This window comes from Hydrogenophaga sp. (assembly GCF_035481345.1).
In the GTDB taxonomy this organism is placed as follows: domain Bacteria; phylum Pseudomonadota; class Gammaproteobacteria; order Burkholderiales; family Burkholderiaceae_C; genus Hydrogenophaga.
In genome coordinates this window covers 1-16,896 of record NZ_DATIGV010000113.1, presented here as the reverse complement: position 1 = coordinate 16,896, position 16,896 = coordinate 1, and the positions used below count along the sequence as shown (strand labels likewise).

The following is a 16,896-nucleotide window of genomic DNA, read 5'->3' as shown; positions in this document are numbered from 1 at the left end:
GACACCGAGGCCATTGCCGCGCGGCTCGCCCCGCTGGGCGTGGACACGATCGATGCGCCCATGTCCGGCGGCCCGGCGCGCGCCCGGGCCGGCACCATGAGCCTGATGCTGGCCGGCCCCGCGGCCGCGCTGCAGCGCCACGCGGGGCTGCTGGCCGATCTGTCCGACAGCCAGTTCCGCGTCGGCGAGCGCGTGGGCGACGGCGCGCGCACCAAGCTCGTGAACAACCTGCTCGCGGGCATCAACCTCGCGGGCGCCGCCGAGGCCCTGGCCCTGGCCCAGCGCCTGGGGCTGGACCTGCCGCGCACGCTGGACGTGATCGAACGCTCCAGCGGCCAGAGCTGGATCGGCGCCGACCGCCTGCGCCGCCAATTGGCCGGCGACACCACGCCGCGCGCCCACATGACGCTGCTGGCCAAGGACACGCGCTTGGCGGTCGCCGCCGGTCGGGCCGCGGGGCATCAGGGCGTGCTGGGCCCGCAGGCCGCCGCGGTCTTCGCCGCTGCCGTGAGCGAGGGCATGGCGGGCCTTGACGACGGCGCACTGCTCGACTGGATGCGCGCGCACCCCGACGGCTTGCCAAAGCCCTGAGCCCCACAGACGGGCGGGCCGTTCCTACAATGGCTGGATGATCGCCCGCGAACCCACCCTGGCCCGCCTGGCCACCGCCGAGCAGCTCCTGCTCGAACCCTTCGGACTCACCACCGCCCACCTGCACCAGGCGCTGGCGGAAATCCGCTCGCACGGCGTGGACGACGCCGACCTGTACTTCCAGGCCACCCGCAACGAGGGCTGGAGCCTGGAAGAGGGCATCGTCAAGACCGGCAGTTTCCACATCGAACAGGGCGTGGGCGTGCGCGCCGTCAGCGGCGAGAAAACCGCCTTCGCCTATTCGGACGACCTGTCCTGGGATTCCCTGCTCGACGCCGCGCGCACCGTGCGCAGCATCTCGGGACAGGGCCAGGCGAAGAAGGTCAAGGTCAACGCCTCCAAGGTCGCCAAGTCGCGCTCGCTCTATGCCGGCGTGGACCCCATCGCCTCGATGGACAGCACCGCCAAGGTGGCGCTGCTGGAAAAAGTGGAGCGCCTGGCCAAGGCCAAGGACCCTCGCGTGGCGCAGGTGATGGCCGGTCTGGCCGCCGAGCACGACGTGGTGCTGGTGGCGCGCGCCGACGGCACCCTGGCGGCGGACGTGCGGCCCCTGATCCGCCTGTCGGTCACCGTCATCGCCGAGCAGAACGGCCGGCGCGAGATGGGCAACTCCGGCGGTGGTGGCCGCTTCGGCCTGGCCTACTTCGACGACGCCATGGTGCAAGGCTACGTGGACGAGGCGGTCGAGCAGGCGCTGACCAACCTCGAGTCGCGCCCCGCGCCCGCCGGTGAGATGGTGGTGGTGCTGGGCAGTGGCTGGCCCGGCATCCTGCTGCACGAGGCCGTCGGCCACGGGCTGGAGGGCGACTTCAACCGCAAGGGCAGCAGCGCCTTCGCCGGCCGCATTGGCCAGCGCGTGGCGGCCAAGGGCGTCACCGTGCTCGACGACGGCACCATCGCCGACCGACGCGGCTCGCTCAACATCGACGACGAGGGCCACGTCTCGCAGCGCAACGTGCTGATCGAGGACGGCATCCTGCGCGGCTACATCCAGGACGCGATGAACGCGCGCCTGATGGGCGTGAAGCCCACCGGCAACGGCCGGCGCGAGAGCTACGCCCACACGCCCATGCCGCGCATGACCAACACCTACATGCTGGGCGGCGACAAGGATCCCGAGGAAATCGTCGCCAGCATCAAGAAAGGCCTGTACGCCACCAATTTCGGCGGCGGCCAGGTCGACATCACCAGCGGCAAGTTCGTGTTCTCCGCCAGCCAGGCCTTCTGGGTCGAGAACGGCAAGATCCAGTACCCCGTGAAGGGCGCCACCCTGGTCGGCAACGGCCCCGACGCGCTGACGCGCGTGAGCATGATCGGCAACGACATGCGGCTGGACACCGGCGTCGGCACCTGCGGCAAGGAAGGCCAGAGCGTGCCCGTGGGCGTGGGCCAGCCCACGCTGCGCATCGAGGCGCTCACGGTCGGCGGCACCGCCTGACCGTGCTGGCGCCGCCGAACCAGCGGCGCTACACTGCGCCCCTCGGGACAACAGCCTCCCGCGGCCCGCACCGGGCCAAGACACGTCGTCCAAGCGCTGAACAGCCCTTCACGGAGCCTGTCATGGACGACGACCTTTTCATCTCACGCACAGCCCTGTTTGCGCGCCTGGGCCAAGCCGGCGCGCCCTGGATCCTGGATGTGCGCCGCCCCGAACGTTTCGACGCCAGCACCCACCGGGTGGCGGGTGCGTTGCGCACCCTCCCGCCAGACGGTGCCGACCGCGACGTGATCGTGTACTGCGTGCACGGCCACGAGGTGAGCCAGCGAGCGGCGCGCGAGCTGCGCGCGGCCGGCCGCCGGGCCTGGGCGCTGGAAGGCGGCATCGACGGTGGCGAGCCCGGGGTCGATGGCAGCGCCTTCATCGGCCGTGTGCGCGCCGAGCCCCTGCCTGTGCTGCGCCAGCGGCGCGATCTCGGCGTGAGCGGTGAAACACCGAGTCGCTGGATCACGCGCGAGCGACCCCGCATCGACCGCATCGCCTGTCCCTGGCTGGTGCGCCGCTTCATCGACCCGCTCGCCGAGTTCCACTTCGCGCCCACGGCCGAGGTGCTGGCGCGCGCGCAGGCCCTGGGTGCGGTGGCGTTCGACATTCCCGGCGCGCCCATCACCCACGTGGGCGAGTGCTGCAGTTTCGACGCCTTGATCGATGCCTTCGGCCTGCAACTGCCCGCGCTCGACCGGCTCGCCACCATCGTGCGCGGTGCCGACACCGACCGGCTCGACCTCGATCCCGTCAGCGCCGGCCTGCTGGCCGTCTCGCTCGGCCTGGCGCGTCTGCATGAAGGCGACGACCACGCCCTGCTGGCCGCCGGTCTGCCGGTCTACGACGCCCTGTACGCCTGGTGCGCGGCCGAGCAGCGCCGCGACAACGAAACCCATACCTGGAGGCCCGCGTGAGCGATGCCCGTACCGTGTCCTTCGGCGAAGCCCTGCGCTTCTGGCTCAAGCTCGGCTTCATCAGCTTCGGCGGCCCGGCGGGGCAGATCGCCGTGATGCACCGCGAACTCGTGGAGCAGCGGCGCTGGATCAGCGAGCGGCGCTTCCTGCACGCGCTCAACTACTGCATGCTGCTGCCCGGCCCCGAGGCCCAGCAGCTCGCCACCTACATCGGCTGGCTGCTGCACCGCACCTGGGGTGGCATCGCGGCGGGCGCGCTGTTCGTGCTGCCCTCGCTGCTGCTGCTCATCGGCCTGAGCTGGGCCTACCTGGCCTATGGCCACGTCGGCTGGGTGGCGGGCGTGCTCTACGGCATCAAGCCCGCCGTGGCGGCCATCGTGGTGCAGGCGGTGTGGCGCATCGGCGGCAAGGTGCTGCGCTCGCCGCGCCGCGCACCCTGGCTGTGGGCCCTGGCCATCGGCAGCTTCGTCGCGATCGCCCTGCTCCAGCTGCCGTTCCCGCTGGTGGTGCTGTCGGCGCTGGCGCTGGGCTGGCTGGGGGGGCGGTTCGCGCCCGCGCAGTTCCTGCCCGCCAGCGGCCACGCCGCCGCGGCGGGGACTCACGCGCCGGCGCTCATTGACGACCACACCCCCCCGCCGGCGCACGCGCGCTTCTCGCGCGGCCGGCTGGTGCGTGTGCTGCTGGTGGGCGGCATGCTGTGGGCGGTGCCCATGGCCGCGCTGCTCGCCTGGCAGGGCGCTCAGGGGGTGCTGTCCACCATGGGCCTGTTCTTCTCCAAGGCGGCCTTGCTCACCTTCGGCGGTGCCTACGCGGTGCTGCCGTACGTGTACCAGGGCGCGGTGCTGCAGCACGGCTGGCTCAGCGGGCCGCAGATGATCGACGGCCTGGCGCTCGGCGAGACCACACCCGGCCCGCTGATCATGGTCGTCGCCTTCGTGGGCTTCCTCGGTGGCTGGCACACCGAGGTGCTGGGCCCCGAGGCCCGCTTCTGGGGCGCGGCGCTGGCGGCCACGGTGGTCACCTGGTTCACCTTCCTGCCCTCGTTCGTCTTCATCCTGGCGGGTGGCCCGCTGGTGGAGAGCACGCACGGCCAGATGCATTTCACCGCGCCGCTCACCGGGATCTCGGCGGCGGTGGTGGGCGTGATCGCGAGCCTGGGCGTGTTCTTCCTGGCCCACATCGCCCGGCCCGTGCCGGGCGGGCCGGTGGATGTCGCGGCGTTGGCCATTGCGGCGCTGGCGGCGCTGGCCCTGGTGCGGTTCAAGCTCGGTGTCATCCCGGTGATCGCGGCCTGCGGCGCGCTGGGGGTGTTGCTCAAAACCACCGGCTGGGCGGCCTGACGCCGGTTCGTCACAGGCCCTGTGCTACATTGCGCCCCATGCCTTCGCGCGCCGTTTACTTCGCTTTTTACTTTTGGTTCTCTGTCCCCGGCGGACGAGAGGCGAAGACGTAAGCGCGCCAAGCATCTCGAACACAAACCGCCGGAGCCTCAAGCCCGGCGGTTTTTTTTCGCCCTCACCGTTTTCCCTAGACCCCCCACCAGGAGCACCTGATGAACGCCAAAGCCACCAATGCAGCCAGCGACGCCTGGTATGCGCGTCCTCTCGACAAGACCAGCGAGACCGACGACCAACGCATTCAGGACATCACCGTGCTTCCGCCGCCCGAACACCTCATCCGCTTCTTCCCCATCGCCGGCACGGCGACGGAGGCCTTGATCAGCCAGACGCGCCAGCGCATCCACCGCATCCTGCACGGCAAGGACGACCGCTTGCTCGTGGTGATCGGCCCCTGCTCCATCCACGACCCCGGCGCCGCCCTGGACTACGCCCGGCGCCTGAAGCCGCTGCGCGAACAGTACGCCGACACGCTGGAGATCGTGATGCGCGTGTACTTCGAGAAGCCGCGCACCACGGTGGGCTGGAAGGGCCTCATCAACGACCCCTACCTCGACGAAAGCTACCGCATCGATGAGGGCCTGCGCATCGCGCGCCAGTTGCTCATCGAGATCAACCGCCAGGGCCTGCCGGCCGGCAGCGAGTTCCTCGACGTGATCTCCCCGCAGTACATCGGTGACCTCATCAGCTGGGGCGCCATCGGTGCGCGCACCACCGAAAGCCAGGTCCACCGCGAACTGGCCTCCGGCCTGTCGGCGCCCATCGGCTTCAAGAACGGCACCGACGGCAACATCAAGATCGCCACCGACGCCATCCAGGCGGCGGGCCGTGGTCACCACTTCCTGTCGGTGCACAAGAACGGTCAGGTCGCCATCGTGCAGACCAAGGGCAACAAGGACTGCCACGTGATCCTGCGTGGCGGCAAGGCGCCCAACTACGACGCCGCCAGCGTGGCGGCCGCCGTGAAGGATCTGGAAGCGGCCAAGCAGACGCCGCGCCTCATGATCGACTTCAGCCACGCCAACAGCAGCAAGCAGCACGAGAAGCAGATCGATGTGGCGCGTGACGTGGGCGCGCAGATCGCGGGTGGCTCGAAGTCGATCTTCGGCGTGATGATCGAGAGCCACATCGAGGCCGGCGCGCAGAAGTTCACCCCGGGCAAGGACGACCCCGCCGCGCTGCGGTACGGCCAGAGCATCACCGACGCCTGTCTGGGCTGGAGCGATTCGGTGCAGGCGCTGGAGATCCTGTCGCAGTCGGTCGAGGCCGCGCGCCGCCGCTGAGCGAGGAGGGTTTTCCGCGGTGCCGCGCCCGGTGGGCGCGGCACAATGGCCCGACAACACGCCTCGCGGAGACACACCCATGCGCAGCCAAGTCATCGTCACCTGGGGCGAGCCCGCCACCTACCGCATCGACCTGGAAGAGGTGCAGCCCATGCCGCACGATCAGGCAAGGCATTGGCTCGACGAGCAGTTCACGCAGATGGGCTGCGAGCCGATCCGGCTCACGGGCAAGGTGCTCACGGCCGACAAGATCCTGTGCATCGCGCAGGCCGCGGGCCAGCCGCGCTTCCAGGACGCGGCGCACCGCGACTGGGCCCTGGCCTTCGCGCGCGCGGCCAGCGCGGCGCTGGCCAAGCCCATCGTCACCGTGGACGTGCCGGCCCAGTCGCTGAGTTATTGAAGCACTGAATCAGCCGGCCAGCGCCTTGAGCAGGCGCTCGTGGATGCCGCCGAACCCGCCGTTGCTCATGCACACGATGTGGTCGCCGGGCCGCGCGGCCTGCGTCACCTGGTTCACCACGGTCTCGATGTTCGCGCCCACCACCGCGCGCGCGCCCATGGGCGCCAGCGCCTCCGCGGCGTCCCAGTCGAGCCCGCCCGAGTGGCAGAAGGCCAGGTCGGCGTTCTCCAGGCTCCAGGGCAGTTGCGCCTTCATCGTGCCCAGCTTCATGGTGTTGGAACGCGGTTCAAACACCGCCAGGATGCGCCCGCGTGGCTGCCCCAGCCGGCGCGCCAGGCCATCGAGCGTGGTGCGGATGGCCGTGGGGTGGTGCGCGAAGTCGTCGTAGACGGTGATGTCGCCGCCCGCGCGCGGCACGACGCCGCGCAGCTCCATGCGGCGGCGCACGTTCTCGAAACGCGCCAGGGCCTGCGCGGCCTCGGCGGGCGGCACGCCCAGGTGGTCGGCCGCCGCGATGGCCGCCAGCGCGTTGAGCTGGTTGTGCACACCGCTGAGCGCCCAGCGCACATGGCCCACGGCCTGGCCCCGCTGCAGCACGTCGAAATCGTGCGGCTCGCCCTGGGCGGTGAAGTCGCTCACGGCGGCGCCGAAGCTGCGGATCTCGCTCCAGCAGCCCTGGTGCAGCACCCGCTCCAGGCTGTCCTCCAGCCCGTTGACCACCACGCGCCCACTGCCGGGCACGGTTCGCACCAGGTGGTGGAACTGCCGCTCGATGGCCTTGAGGTCGTCGAAGATGTCGGCGTGGTCGAACTCGAGGTTGTTGAGGACGGCCGTGCGCGGGCGGTAGTGCACGAACTTGCTGCGCTTGTCGAAGAAGGCGGTGTCGTATTCGTCCGCTTCGATGACGAACGGAGCCCCCACGCTCCGCCGCTGCGCGGGTCGCTGCCCCCCGGGGGGGCTGATCCCGCCTTGGGGCGGCCCGGCGGCGGAATCGGCCTTGACTTCACCCAGCCGCGCGGACACGCCGAAGTTCATCGGCACGCCGCCCACCAGGAAGCCGGGCTGCTGACCGCAGGCCTCCAGGACCCAGGCCAGCATGGAGGTGGTGGTCGTCTTGCCATGCGTGCCGGCCACGGCCAGCACGTGGCGGCCCTGCAGCACGTGCTCGGCCAGCCATTGCGGCCCGCTGGTGTAGGGCGCGCCGGCTTCGAGGATGGCCTCCATCAGCGGAAACTTCGGCGTGCCATCGGGCAGGCGCGCGCGGCTGACCACGTTGCCGATCACCCATACGTCGGGCTTGAGCGCCATCTGATCGGCGCCGAAGCCTTCGATGAGTTCGATGCCCAGGGCGCGGAGCTGGTCGCTCATGGGCGGGTAGACGCCGGCGTCGCAGCCGGTCACGCGGTGGCCCGCCTCGCGGGCCAGGGCCGCGACACCGCCCATGAAGGTGCCGCAGATGCCCAGGATGTGAATATGCATGCGCGGATTCTAGGGACGTGGGCGGTGCCCACCGGGTGCGCGTCGCCCACGGGGGCACAATCCCCGGATGCTCTCGCGAGACGACACCGCCGCCGAGATCGCCGCCGTGGCCGCGCGCCTGGTGGTCGACGAAGGCCAGGACTACGCCGCAGCCAAGCGCGCCGCCATCCGCCAGCTGGGCCTGCCCGCCCGCACCCCGCTGCCCGACAACGACACGCTGGAGGCCGCCGTGCGCGAACACATCGCCGTGTTCTGCGCCGACACCCAGCCCGCCGAGCTGCGCGCACTGCGGGAACTGGCGCTGGTCTGGATGGATCGACTCCAGGCCTTCCGCCCGCACCTGGGCGGTGCCGCCTGGCACGGCACGGCCACGCGCCACAGCGACCTTCACATGCACCTCTTCTGCGACGACCCCAAGCAGGCCGAATGGGCCCTGATCGACCACCGCGTGGACTACCACCCCGGCACCGGTACGGGCTGGCGCGGTGAGCCGGTCGAGGCGCTCACGGTGCGCACGCGCAGCGAAGCGCTGGGCCAGTGGGTGCTGATGCACCTGCTGGTGCACGACCTGGACGGCCTGCGCGGCGCGCTCAAGCCCGACAGCCAGGGGCGCAAACCGCGTGGCGACGCCGCCGCGCTGCGCGAGCGCCTCACGGCCGAGGCCGGCGAGGAGGGCGCACCATGAAGCTGCAACGTCGCCATTGGCTCGCGGGTGGCGTGGCGCTGGCCGCGGCGGGCGCCGGGGTGTGGTGGGCCGAGCGGCGCCTGAGCCCGGCGCCGCTGATGGACGGCGCCGAGGCGGCGTTCTGGCAGACCTCGTTCGACACCCCCGAGGGCGGCGCACCGCTGGCGATGGCCACGCTGCGCGGCCGCCCGCTGCTCGTGAATTTCTGGGCCACCTGGTGCCCGCCCTGCGTGGAAGAGTTGCCGCTGCTCAATGCCTTTCACCAGCAGCACTCGCCCAAGGGCTGGCAGTTGTTGGGCCTGGCGGTCGATCGCGTGGAGCCGGTGCGCCAGTTCCTGCAGCGCCTGCCGCTGTCCTTTCCCGTCGGCATGACCGGCTTTGCCGGCACCGAGCTCAGCCGAACGCTGGGCAATGCCACCGGCGCGCTGCCGTTCACCGTGGTGTTCGGTGCCGATGGCCGTGTGCTCCACCGCAAGATCGGCCAGGTGCATGAGTCCGACCTGTCGCAATGGGCCGAACTGGCCTGATGCATTGAACAGACGGCAAGCGCGTTCTTCTGCATTGATTTCGGGGCTGGACGACCGGGCTGGTATCAGGTGTGACTTCGTGTACACTGCCCCACCCTTTGGCGGTTGGGGCATCTCCATTCGACGAAATTGAGAGCAATTAGTACCAACTTCGCCGAACTTCGTTGGAGAAATCATGGATTTGCGAAAACTCAAGACGCTGATCGATCTGGTGTCGGAATCGAACGTGTCGGAGCTCGAGATCACCGAAGCGGAAGGCAAGGTCCGCATCGTCAAGGCCACGCCAGCCGTGATGCCCGCCCCCATCACCTACAGCATGCCGCCGGTGGCGCCGGCCGCACCGAGCGCGCAGGTGGTGGAAGTGGCCTCGCCCGCGGCCGCCGCGCCCGCGCAGCCGGCCGGCCACACGGTCAAGTCGCCCATGGTCGGCACGTTCTACCGCGCTTCGGCCCCGGGCGCCAAGCCATTCGTCGAGGTCGGCGACACGGTGAAAGAGGGTGACACCATCTGCATCGTCGAGGCGATGAAGATCCTCAACGAGATCGAGGCCGACAAGAGCGGCACCGTGACCCAGATCCTGGTCCAGAACGGCCAGGCGGTGGAATACGGTCAGCCGCTGTTCGCGATCGAGTGAGGGCCGCGCACCCATGTTCAAGAAGATCCTGATCGCCAACCGCGGCGAGATCGCCCTGCGCATCCAGCGCGCCTGCCGCGAGCTGGGCATCAAGGCGGTGATGGTCTATTCCGAGGCCGATCGCGACGCCAAGTACGTCAAGCTTGCCGAAGAGGCGGTGTGCATCGGCCCGGCGCAGTCGGGTCTGAGCTACCTGAACATGCCCGCCATCATCTCGGCCGCCGAGGTGACGGACGCCGAGGCCATCCACCCCGGCTATGGCTTTCTGAGCGAGAACGCCGACTTCGCCGAGCGCGTGGAGCGCAGCGGCTTCACCTTCATCGGCCCCACGCCCGACTGCATCCGCCTCATGGGCGACAAGGTTTCGGCCAAGCAGGCCATGATTCGCGCGGGCGTGCCCTGCGTGCCCGGCTCCGACGGCGCGCTGCCCGATGACCCGGTGGTGATCAAGCGCACCGCCAAGGCCGTGGGCTACCCGGTGATCATCAAGGCCGCGGGCGGCGGCGGTGGCCGTGGCATGCGCGTGGTGCACACCGAGGCGGCGCTCCTGCACGCGGTGCAGACCACCAAGGCGGAGGCCGGTGCCGCCTTCGGCAACGCCGAGGTCTACATGGAGAAGTTTCTCCAGAACCCGCGGCACATCGAGATCCAGGTGCTGGCCGACCAGCACCGCAATGCCGTCTACCTGGGCGAGCGCGACTGCTCCATGCAGCGGCGCCACCAGAAGGTCATCGAAGAGGCGCCGGCGCCGGGCATCCCGCGCCGCCTGATCGAGAAGATCGGCGAGCGCTGCGCGGCCGCCTGCAAGAAGATCGGCTACCGCGGCGCCGGTACCTTCGAGTTCCTGTTCGAGAACGGCGAGTTCTATTTCATCGAGATGAACACGCGCGTGCAGGTGGAGCACCCGGTGACCGAATGGATCACGGGCATCGACATCGTGCGCACGCAGATCGCCGTGGCCGCGGGCGAGAAGCTGCCGTTCACGCAGCGCCAGGTCCAGCTCAAGGGCCACGCCATCGAGTGCCGCGTGAACGCCGAAGACCCGTACAAGTTCACGCCTTCGCCGGGCCGTATCACCCTGTGGCATCCGCCGGGCGGGCCGGGCGTGCGCGTCGACTCGCACGTCTACAACAACTACTTCGTGCCGCCCAACTACGACTCCATGATCGGCAAGATCATCGTGCACGGCGATACGCGCGAGCAGGCGCTGGCGCGCATGCGCACCGCGCTGGCCGAGACGGTGGTCGAGGGCATCAAGACCAACATCCCGCTGCACCGCGAGCTGATGGTCGATGCCAATTTCGTGGCCGGTGGAACGAACATCCACTACCTCGAAGAGTGGCTGTCGCAACGTGAGCGCTGAGTCGGCGGGCGCCGCCGCCCCTTTCGAACTGGTGCTGGTGGTGCCCGAGGCGGCCATCGAGGCCGTGGGCGAGGCGCTGGACGCGCTGGACGCGCTCAGCGTGTCGGTGGAAGACGCCGACGCCATGACCGAGGCCGAGCAGGCGCTGTTCGGCGAGCCGGGCATGCCGCCGCCCAAGGAAGGCTGGCAGCGTTCGCGCGTGGTCGCGCTGTTTCCCGACGAGGCCGTCGCGCGCGAGGCCGCCACGCTGCTGTCGGCACAGGACTTCTTTGATGGCTGCCGCGTGCAGGGCGTGCGCGCCGTGCCCGAACAGGACTGGGTGCGCCTGACGCAATCGCAGTTTGAACCCGTCGAGATCACGCCCACGTTCTGGATCGTGCCGTCGTGGCACGAGCCGCCTGCGCAGGCGCGCGAGGTGATCCGCCTCGACCCCGGCCTGGCCTTCGGCACCGGCACGCACCCCACCACGCGCATGTGCCTGCGCTGGACGGCCGCGCACGCCCCCGTGGGGCCGCGTGTGCTCGACTACGGTTGCGGTTCGGGCATCCTGGCCATCGGCGCGGCCAAGCACGGCGCGCGCGAGATCCTCGCCGTCGACATCGACCCAGCGGCGGTGGAGTCCACGCGCCTCAACGCCGAGGCGAACGCCGTGGCGCTGCAGGCCGGTCTGCCCGACGCCGCGCAGGGCGAACACGATCTGGTGCTCGCCAACATCCTGGCCACGCCGCTGAAGGTGCTCGCGCCGCTGCTGTGTTCGCACGTGCGCCCGGGTGGACATCTGGTGCTCGCGGGCATCCTGGCGCGCCAGGCCGACGAGCTGCGCGAGGCCTACGCGCCCTGGCTCGCGCTCGAGGTCAGCGACGAAGAGGACGGCTGGATCCTCATGACCGCGCGCAAGCGCTGAGCCCCGCGCGCCGCGGCCCGCGATAATCGGCCCCCATGAGTTTCACCACCCGCTGTCCGGCTTGCGGCACCGTGTTCCGCGTGGTGGCCGATCAACTCAAGATCTCGGATGGCTGGGTGCGCTGCGGACACTGCTCCGACGTGTTCGACGCCACCATCCATCTGGAGGCGTGGGTGCCGTCGGCCGCGGCCGCTCCGGTCGATGAGGCCCCGGCGGTTCCAGAGCGCTCACCCGCCCCCGCGGCAACGGCCGAGGTGCCACCGCCACCGGCCCCTGAACCCTCCTCGTGGCAGGCTGCGGCCGACGTGCCCGCACCCGGATCCGCACCCGCACCCGCAACGCCTGTGGCCGCACCCGAGGACGACGACTTGCGGGCCTGGTTTGGCGACGGTCCGCTCGATGCAGCGCCGGTCAGCGAGCCTCGTGCCGAGTCAGTCCCCGCGGTGGTCGAGCCAGAGCCAGACCCTGCACCGCCTGTGCCCGTACCCGAGGCAACGATCGACCGGGAACCGGAGCAACAGCCGACGCCTGATTCACCACAGGCGCCGGAGCCCGAAGACGAGTGGATGCCCAGCGTGTCGAACACGCTCGCCGTGGCGTCCCACGACGAACCCGAATCGGACTTCCACGCCGAACTGGAACGCTTCGCGCATTCCACGCGGGCCCCCTTGCCCACGGAGCCTGTTGTCGATGCCGCCTCGGCGAGCGCCGCCGCGCCGGCTGATGTGGCGCGGTCTGCACCGGTCAGCCGCGACCGCGACGACGAGGTCCCCGACGTGGAGCCCGGCTTCGTGCGACAGGCGCGCCGCCGCGCGTTCTGGACCTCGCCCGGCATGCGTGTCGCGCTGGTGCTGCTGGCGCTGGTGCTCGCGCTGCTGCTCGCGGCGCAATGGGCCATCCAGGAGCGCCACCGCCTGGTGGCGGCGCAGCCGGCGCTCAAACCCTGGATCCTGCGGGCCTGCGACCCTCTGGGTTGCGACCTCGCGCCGGTGCGCCAGATCGACGCCATCGTGATCGACAGCGCCGAGCTGGTGCGCCGGCTCGGCAACTTCCATTCGTTCGACATCGTGCTGCACAACCAGTCGCCGCTGGAGGTGGCCCTGCCGGCGCTCGAACTGACCCTGACCGACACCAGCCAGGTGGTGGTGGCACGCCGCGTGTTCCTGCCGCAGGACTGGCCCGCGGGTGTCACGGCCCTGCCGCCCCATGAGCGCGTGTCGGTCAGTTTCCGCCTCTCGATCTCGCTCGGCGAGGGCGTGCCCACTGCGGGCTACCGCGCCCTGGTCTTCTATCCCTGAAACCCACCCTTCGACACCATGCCCATCCTCGTTTGCGGCTCGCTGGCCTTCGACACCATCATGACCTTCGAAGGCCGGTTCGCCGACCAGATCCTGCCGGACCAGTTGCACATCCTGAACGTGTCCTTCCTGGTGCCCGGGCTGCGGCGCGACTTCGGCGGTTGCGCGGGCAACATCGCCTACGGCTTGCGGCAACTCGGCGCCGACGTGGCACCGCTGGCCGCACTGGGCAGCGATGGCGCCGACTACCTGGCCCGCATGCGCGAACTGGGCGTGGACACGGCCCACGTGAGCACCGTGGCCGAGACCTACACCGCGCAGGCCATGATCATGACCGACCGCGACAACAACCAGATCACGGCCTTCCACCCGGGCGCGATGTCCTTCGCGCACGACACGCCCGTGCCCGCGCGCACGGACCTCACGCTGGGCATCATCGCGCCCGATGGCCGCGAGGGCATGCTCTCCCATGCCGCGCAGCTCAAGGCCGCGGGCGTGCCTTTCGTGTTCGATCCTGGCCAGGGCCTGCCCATGTTCAACGGCGAGGAGTTGCTGCGCTTCATCGACCAGGCGAGCTGGGTGGCTGTGAACGACTACGAAGGCCGCATGCTCTGCGACCGCACGGGCCTGTCGCTGGCCGACATCTCGATGCGCGTGCGCGGCCTGGTGGTCACGCTGGCCGACCAGGGCTGCGACGTGTGGGAAAACGGCGTGGCCACGCGCGTGCCGGGCGTGAAGGCCGAGGCCGTGGTCGATCCCACGGGCTGCGGCGACGCCTTTCGCGCGGCCCTGCTGCACGGCCTCTCCAAGGGCTGGCCGCTGGCGCACTGCGCCGAACTGGGCAACCGCCTGGGCGCGCTCAAGATCGCGGTGCGCGGCCCGCAGAACTACTCGGTGGACCCTGCGTTGAAGGCCTGAGCGCCAGCCCCAATGAAAAAAAGCCCGGTGCGAAAGCGCCGGGCTTTTCAGGCCTTCAGACACAAAAAAGCCCGATGCTTTCGCACCGGGCTTTCAGATCAACTCAACGCTGACTCAGGGCTTGCTGGACGTGGGGAACGGCCAGGCGGCTTGAGGGTTGAGCTTGGTCTGAGCGGCGGGAGCGGCCGCAGGAGCAGGGGCAGCCGGCTTCTTGGCCGGCTCAGCTTTTTTTGCGGGGGCTGCCTTCTTCGCAGGGGCCTTCTTAGCTGCCGCTTTCTTCGCGGGCGCCTTCTTCGCAGCGGCTTTCTTCGCCGGCGCTTTCTTGGCCGCGGCCTTCTTCGCCGGGGCTTTCTTGGCTGCCGCTTTCTTGGCGGGAGCCTTCTTGGCCGCGACTTTCTTCTTCGCCGGGGCTTTCTTGGCCGCGACTTTCTTCGCCGGGGCTTTCTTGGCGGCGACTTTCTTCTTCGCCGGTGCCTTCTTGGCGGCGACTTTCTTCGCCGGGGCCTTCTTCGCCACGACTTTCTTCGCCGGGGCTTTCTTGGCGGCGACTTTCTTCTTCGCCGGCGCCTTTTTCGCCGCAGCCTTCTTGGCCGGGGCTTTCTTCGCAGTTGCCATTGCTTTCTCCTTGATCAAGTTGCAAAGAGCACTTCAGCCGGTCGGATGGCCGGTGAAGCGATTCAAGGTTCTGCGGTCAGGTGGATGCATCCACAACAGACCCCAGGGCCCTGAATCCGGGGTCAGGCCAGTGCGGGCGTCTGCGCGCCCTGCGGCTGTCCTGATGATTCGATTCGTCTTCTTGTTCGCTGGCAATGCGGAGACCCGGCCGGGACATCAGTCCCAGGACAGCGCTCCGCCCGATTGGTACTCGATCACCCGTGTTTCGAAGAAGTTGCGTTCCTTCTTGAGGTCGATCATCTCGCTCATCCAGGGGAACGGGTTCTCTTCGTTCGGGAACAGGGGTTCCAGGCCGATCTGCGTGGCGCGCCGGTTGGCGATGTAGCGCAGGTAGCCCTTGAACATGGAGGCATTGAGGCCCAGCACGCCACGCGGCATGGTGTCCTCGGCATAGCGGTATTCGAGCTCGACGGCCTTGAGGAACAGTTCCTTGATCTCGGCCTTGAACTCCGCCGTCCACAGCAGCGGGTTCTCCATCTTGATCGCATTGATCAGGTCGATGCCGAAATTGCAGTGCATCGACTCGTCGCGAAGGATGTACTGGTACTGCTCGGCGGCACCGGTCATCTTGTTCTGGCGGCCCAGCGCCAGGATCTGGGTGAAGCCGACGTAGAAGAACATGCCCTCCATCAGGCAGGCGAAGACGATCAGGCTCTTGAGCAGGGTCTGGTCGTTCTCGGGTGTGCCGGTGTGGAAGTTCGGGTCCATGATCGCCTCGATGAAGGGGATCAGGAACTCGTCCTTGTCGCGGATCGACGCCACCTCGTGGTAGGCGTTGAAGATCTCGCTCTCGTCCAGACCCAGCGACTCCACGATGTACTGGTAGGCGTGCGTGTGGATCGCTTCCTCGAAGGCCTGGCGCAGCAGGAACTGGCGGCATTCGGGCGCCGTGATGTGGCGGTAGGTGCCCAGCACGATGTTGTTGGCGGCCAGCGAATCGGCGGTGACGAAGAAGCCGAGGTTGCGCTTGACGATGCGGCGCTCATCCTCGCTCAGGCCGTTCGGGTCTTTCCAGAGCGCGATGTCGCGGCTCATGTTCACTTCCTGCGGCATCCAGTGGTTGGCGCAGGTGGCGAGGTACTTTTCCCAGGCCCACTTGTACTTGAACGGAACGAGCTGGTTGACGTCGGTCTGGCCGTTGATGATGCGCTTGTCGGCCGCGTTCACGCGGCGTGCGCTCGCACCTTCGGCAGCCCGCGGTGCAGCCACCGGCGGCAGTGCCACATCGGGCAGGCGCGATGCGGTGGGAACAGGATTCACGGAATTGGGAGAGACCGCTGCCTCGCGGTGTCCCGTGGACCCGCTGTGTTGCGTCGATGGCGAGGAGGGCTTGACTTCGTCGTCCCAGGTAAGCATAGATTTTCCAGTGCCGAGATTATGAAAGCGGTGCCCTGAAAAGCAAAGGCTTCACCCAGGCACCGCGCATGTTTGTTGCTCCCGTGCATCGCAAAAACCGCGCTGCGCATGCGATGCGACGGGACTGCGCTTCAGCGCTTCATCGCGGCCGTGTCTGCAGGCTCATTGGCAGGCTTCGCAGGTGGGGTCGTCCACACCGCAGAACTTCACATCGGTCGCGGCCGATGCGGCCAGCGGCGCGTTCATCTGCGCTTCCATCTGGGCACGTGCCTTGGCTGCTGCGGCATCGAGCGCGCTCATGCTTGGCGCGGCATTCGCACCCGACGACACCGCATTCAGACGGCCCGGTGCCACGGTCGATTTCTCGGCGTGCGTGGCGCTGCGCGTGCGCAGGTAGTAGGTGGTCTTGAGGCCGCGCGTCCAGGCCAGCTTGTAGGTGTCGTCCAGCTTCTTGCCCGAGGCACCGGCCATGTAGATGTTCAGCGACTGGGCCTGGTCGATCCACTTCTGGCGGCGTGCCGCGGCCTCGACCAGCCACTGCGGCGCGACCTCGAAGGCCGTGGCGTACAGGGCCTTGATGTCCTGCGGCACGCGGTCGATGGGCTCGAGCGAACCGTCGAAGTGCTTGAGGTCCATGACCATCACGTCGTCCCACAGGCCCAGGCGCTTGAGGTCACGCACCAGGTAGTGGTTGATGACGGTGAACTCGCCCGACAGGTTGGACTTCACGTACAGGTTCTGGAAGGTCGGTTCGATGCAGGCCGACACGCCAATGATGTTGGAGATGGTCGCGGTCGGCGCGATGGCCACGCAGTTGGAGTTGCGCATGCCGTCCTGCTTGATCTTGGCGCGCAGGCCGTCCCAGTCCAGCGTGGACGAGCGGTCCACCTCGACGTAACCGCCGCGGGCCTGCTCGAGCAGGTTCAGCG

Annotated in this window: 16 protein-coding genes and 1 pseudogene; 13 read left to right on the top strand and 4 right to left on the bottom strand. The window is 69.0% G+C overall.

What is annotated here, in order from left to right:
• From VLG41_RS12520 to VLG41_RS12495, 6 genes are all read left to right on the top strand, one after another.
• Positions 1-591, top strand: a 591-nt coding sequence (locus VLG41_RS12520; protein ID WP_325349734.1) for an NAD(P)-dependent oxidoreductase, incomplete at its 5' end; no start/stop codon positions are given.
• Between the two features lie 37 nt (positions 592-628).
• On the top strand, positions 629-2,089 hold the full coding sequence (tldD, locus tag VLG41_RS12515) for a metalloprotease TldD (protein ID WP_325349733.1): 1,461 nt from the start codon (positions 629-631) through the stop codon (positions 2,087-2,089).
• 122 nt (positions 2,090-2,211) lie between these two features.
• Complete coding sequence (locus VLG41_RS12510) at positions 2,212-3,048, top strand: chromate resistance protein ChrB domain-containing protein (protein ID WP_325349732.1); 837 nt, start codon at positions 2,212-2,214, stop codon at positions 3,046-3,048.
• The gene (gene chrA / locus VLG41_RS12505) at positions 3,045-4,388 is read left to right on the top strand and encodes a chromate efflux transporter (RefSeq protein ID WP_325349731.1); all 1,344 of its coding nucleotides are present in this window, start codon (positions 3,045-3,047) and stop codon (positions 4,386-4,388) included. The genes VLG41_RS12510 and chrA overlap by 4 nt, the downstream gene beginning before the upstream one ends.
• A 212-nt stretch (positions 4,389-4,600) precedes the next feature.
• Positions 4,601-5,728: a 3-deoxy-7-phosphoheptulonate synthase gene (locus VLG41_RS12500; protein ID WP_325349730.1), complete on the top strand. Its 1,128-nt coding sequence runs from the start codon at positions 4,601-4,603 to the stop codon at positions 5,726-5,728.
• Positions 5,729-5,807: 79 nt separating this feature from the next.
• The gene (locus VLG41_RS12495) at positions 5,808-6,128 is read left to right on the top strand and encodes a hypothetical protein (RefSeq protein ID WP_291021972.1); all 321 of its coding nucleotides are present in this window, start codon (positions 5,808-5,810) and stop codon (positions 6,126-6,128) included.
• A 9-nt stretch (positions 6,129-6,137) separates the two neighbouring features.
• Here the strand turns inward: VLG41_RS12495 and mpl are convergent, their stop codons facing one another.
• Positions 6,138-7,607 (bottom strand): UDP-N-acetylmuramate:L-alanyl-gamma-D-glutamyl-meso-diaminopimelate ligase, encoded by a 1,470-nt coding sequence (gene mpl, locus VLG41_RS12490; protein ID WP_325349729.1) that lies wholly within the window; start codon positions 7,605-7,607, stop codon positions 6,138-6,140.
• Positions 7,608-7,674: 67 nt separating this feature from the next.
• Between mpl and VLG41_RS12485 the strand changes: the two genes are divergently transcribed.
• The 7 genes from VLG41_RS12485 (at position 7,675) to VLG41_RS12455 (ending at position 13,936) form a co-directional block, all read left to right on the top strand.
• Positions 7,675-8,292 carry a hypothetical protein gene (locus VLG41_RS12485; RefSeq protein WP_325349728.1) on the top strand — a complete coding sequence of 206 codons (618 nt, stop codon included), beginning with the start codon at positions 7,675-7,677 and terminating at the stop codon, positions 8,290-8,292.
• Positions 8,289-8,819, top strand: a complete 531-nt coding sequence (locus tag VLG41_RS12480; RefSeq protein ID WP_325349727.1) for a TlpA disulfide reductase family protein — start codon at positions 8,289-8,291, stop codon at positions 8,817-8,819. The genes VLG41_RS12485 and VLG41_RS12480 overlap by 4 nt, the downstream gene beginning before the upstream one ends.
• 175 nt (positions 8,820-8,994) lie before the next feature.
• Positions 8,995-9,453 carry an acetyl-CoA carboxylase biotin carboxyl carrier protein gene (gene accB, locus VLG41_RS12475; RefSeq protein ID WP_325349726.1) on the top strand — a complete coding sequence of 153 codons (459 nt, stop codon included), beginning with the start codon at positions 8,995-8,997 and terminating at the stop codon, positions 9,451-9,453.
• Between the two features lie 13 nt (positions 9,454-9,466).
• The gene (gene accC / locus VLG41_RS12470) at positions 9,467-10,816 is read left to right on the top strand and encodes an acetyl-CoA carboxylase biotin carboxylase subunit (protein WP_325349725.1); all 1,350 of its coding nucleotides are present in this window, start codon (positions 9,467-9,469) and stop codon (positions 10,814-10,816) included.
• Positions 10,806-11,720, top strand: coding sequence for a 50S ribosomal protein L11 methyltransferase (gene prmA / locus VLG41_RS12465; protein ID WP_325349724.1), 915 nt, complete (start codon positions 10,806-10,808; stop codon positions 11,718-11,720). The genes accC and prmA overlap by 11 nt, the downstream gene beginning before the upstream one ends.
• Before the next feature lie 35 nt (positions 11,721-11,755).
• A complete protein-coding gene (locus VLG41_RS12460) occupies positions 11,756-13,018 on the top strand; it encodes a zinc-ribbon and DUF3426 domain-containing protein (protein WP_325349723.1) in 1,263 nt (420 codons plus the stop codon).
• Between the two features lie 18 nt (positions 13,019-13,036).
• The gene (locus VLG41_RS12455; protein ID WP_325349722.1) at positions 13,037-13,936 is read left to right on the top strand and encodes a carbohydrate kinase family protein; all 900 of its coding nucleotides are present in this window, start codon (positions 13,037-13,039) and stop codon (positions 13,934-13,936) included.
• A 114-nt stretch (positions 13,937-14,050) separates the two neighbouring features.
• Here VLG41_RS12455 and VLG41_RS12450 read toward each other — a convergent pair whose 3' ends face one another.
• From VLG41_RS12450 to VLG41_RS12440, 3 genes and pseudogenes are all read right to left on the bottom strand, one after another.
• Positions 14,051-14,551 carry a histone H1-like DNA-binding protein gene (locus VLG41_RS12450; protein WP_325349735.1) on the bottom strand — a complete coding sequence of 167 codons (501 nt, stop codon included), beginning with the start codon at positions 14,549-14,551 and terminating at the stop codon, positions 14,051-14,053.
• Between the two features lie 216 nt (positions 14,552-14,767).
• Positions 14,768-15,967 (bottom strand): ribonucleotide-diphosphate reductase subunit beta, encoded by a 1,200-nt coding sequence (locus VLG41_RS12445; RefSeq protein WP_325349721.1) that lies wholly within the window; start codon positions 15,965-15,967, stop codon positions 14,768-14,770.
• Positions 15,968-16,129: 162 nt separating this feature from the next.
• Positions 16,130-16,896, bottom strand: a pseudogene (locus VLG41_RS12440) (ribonucleoside-diphosphate reductase subunit alpha); the annotation flags it as partial.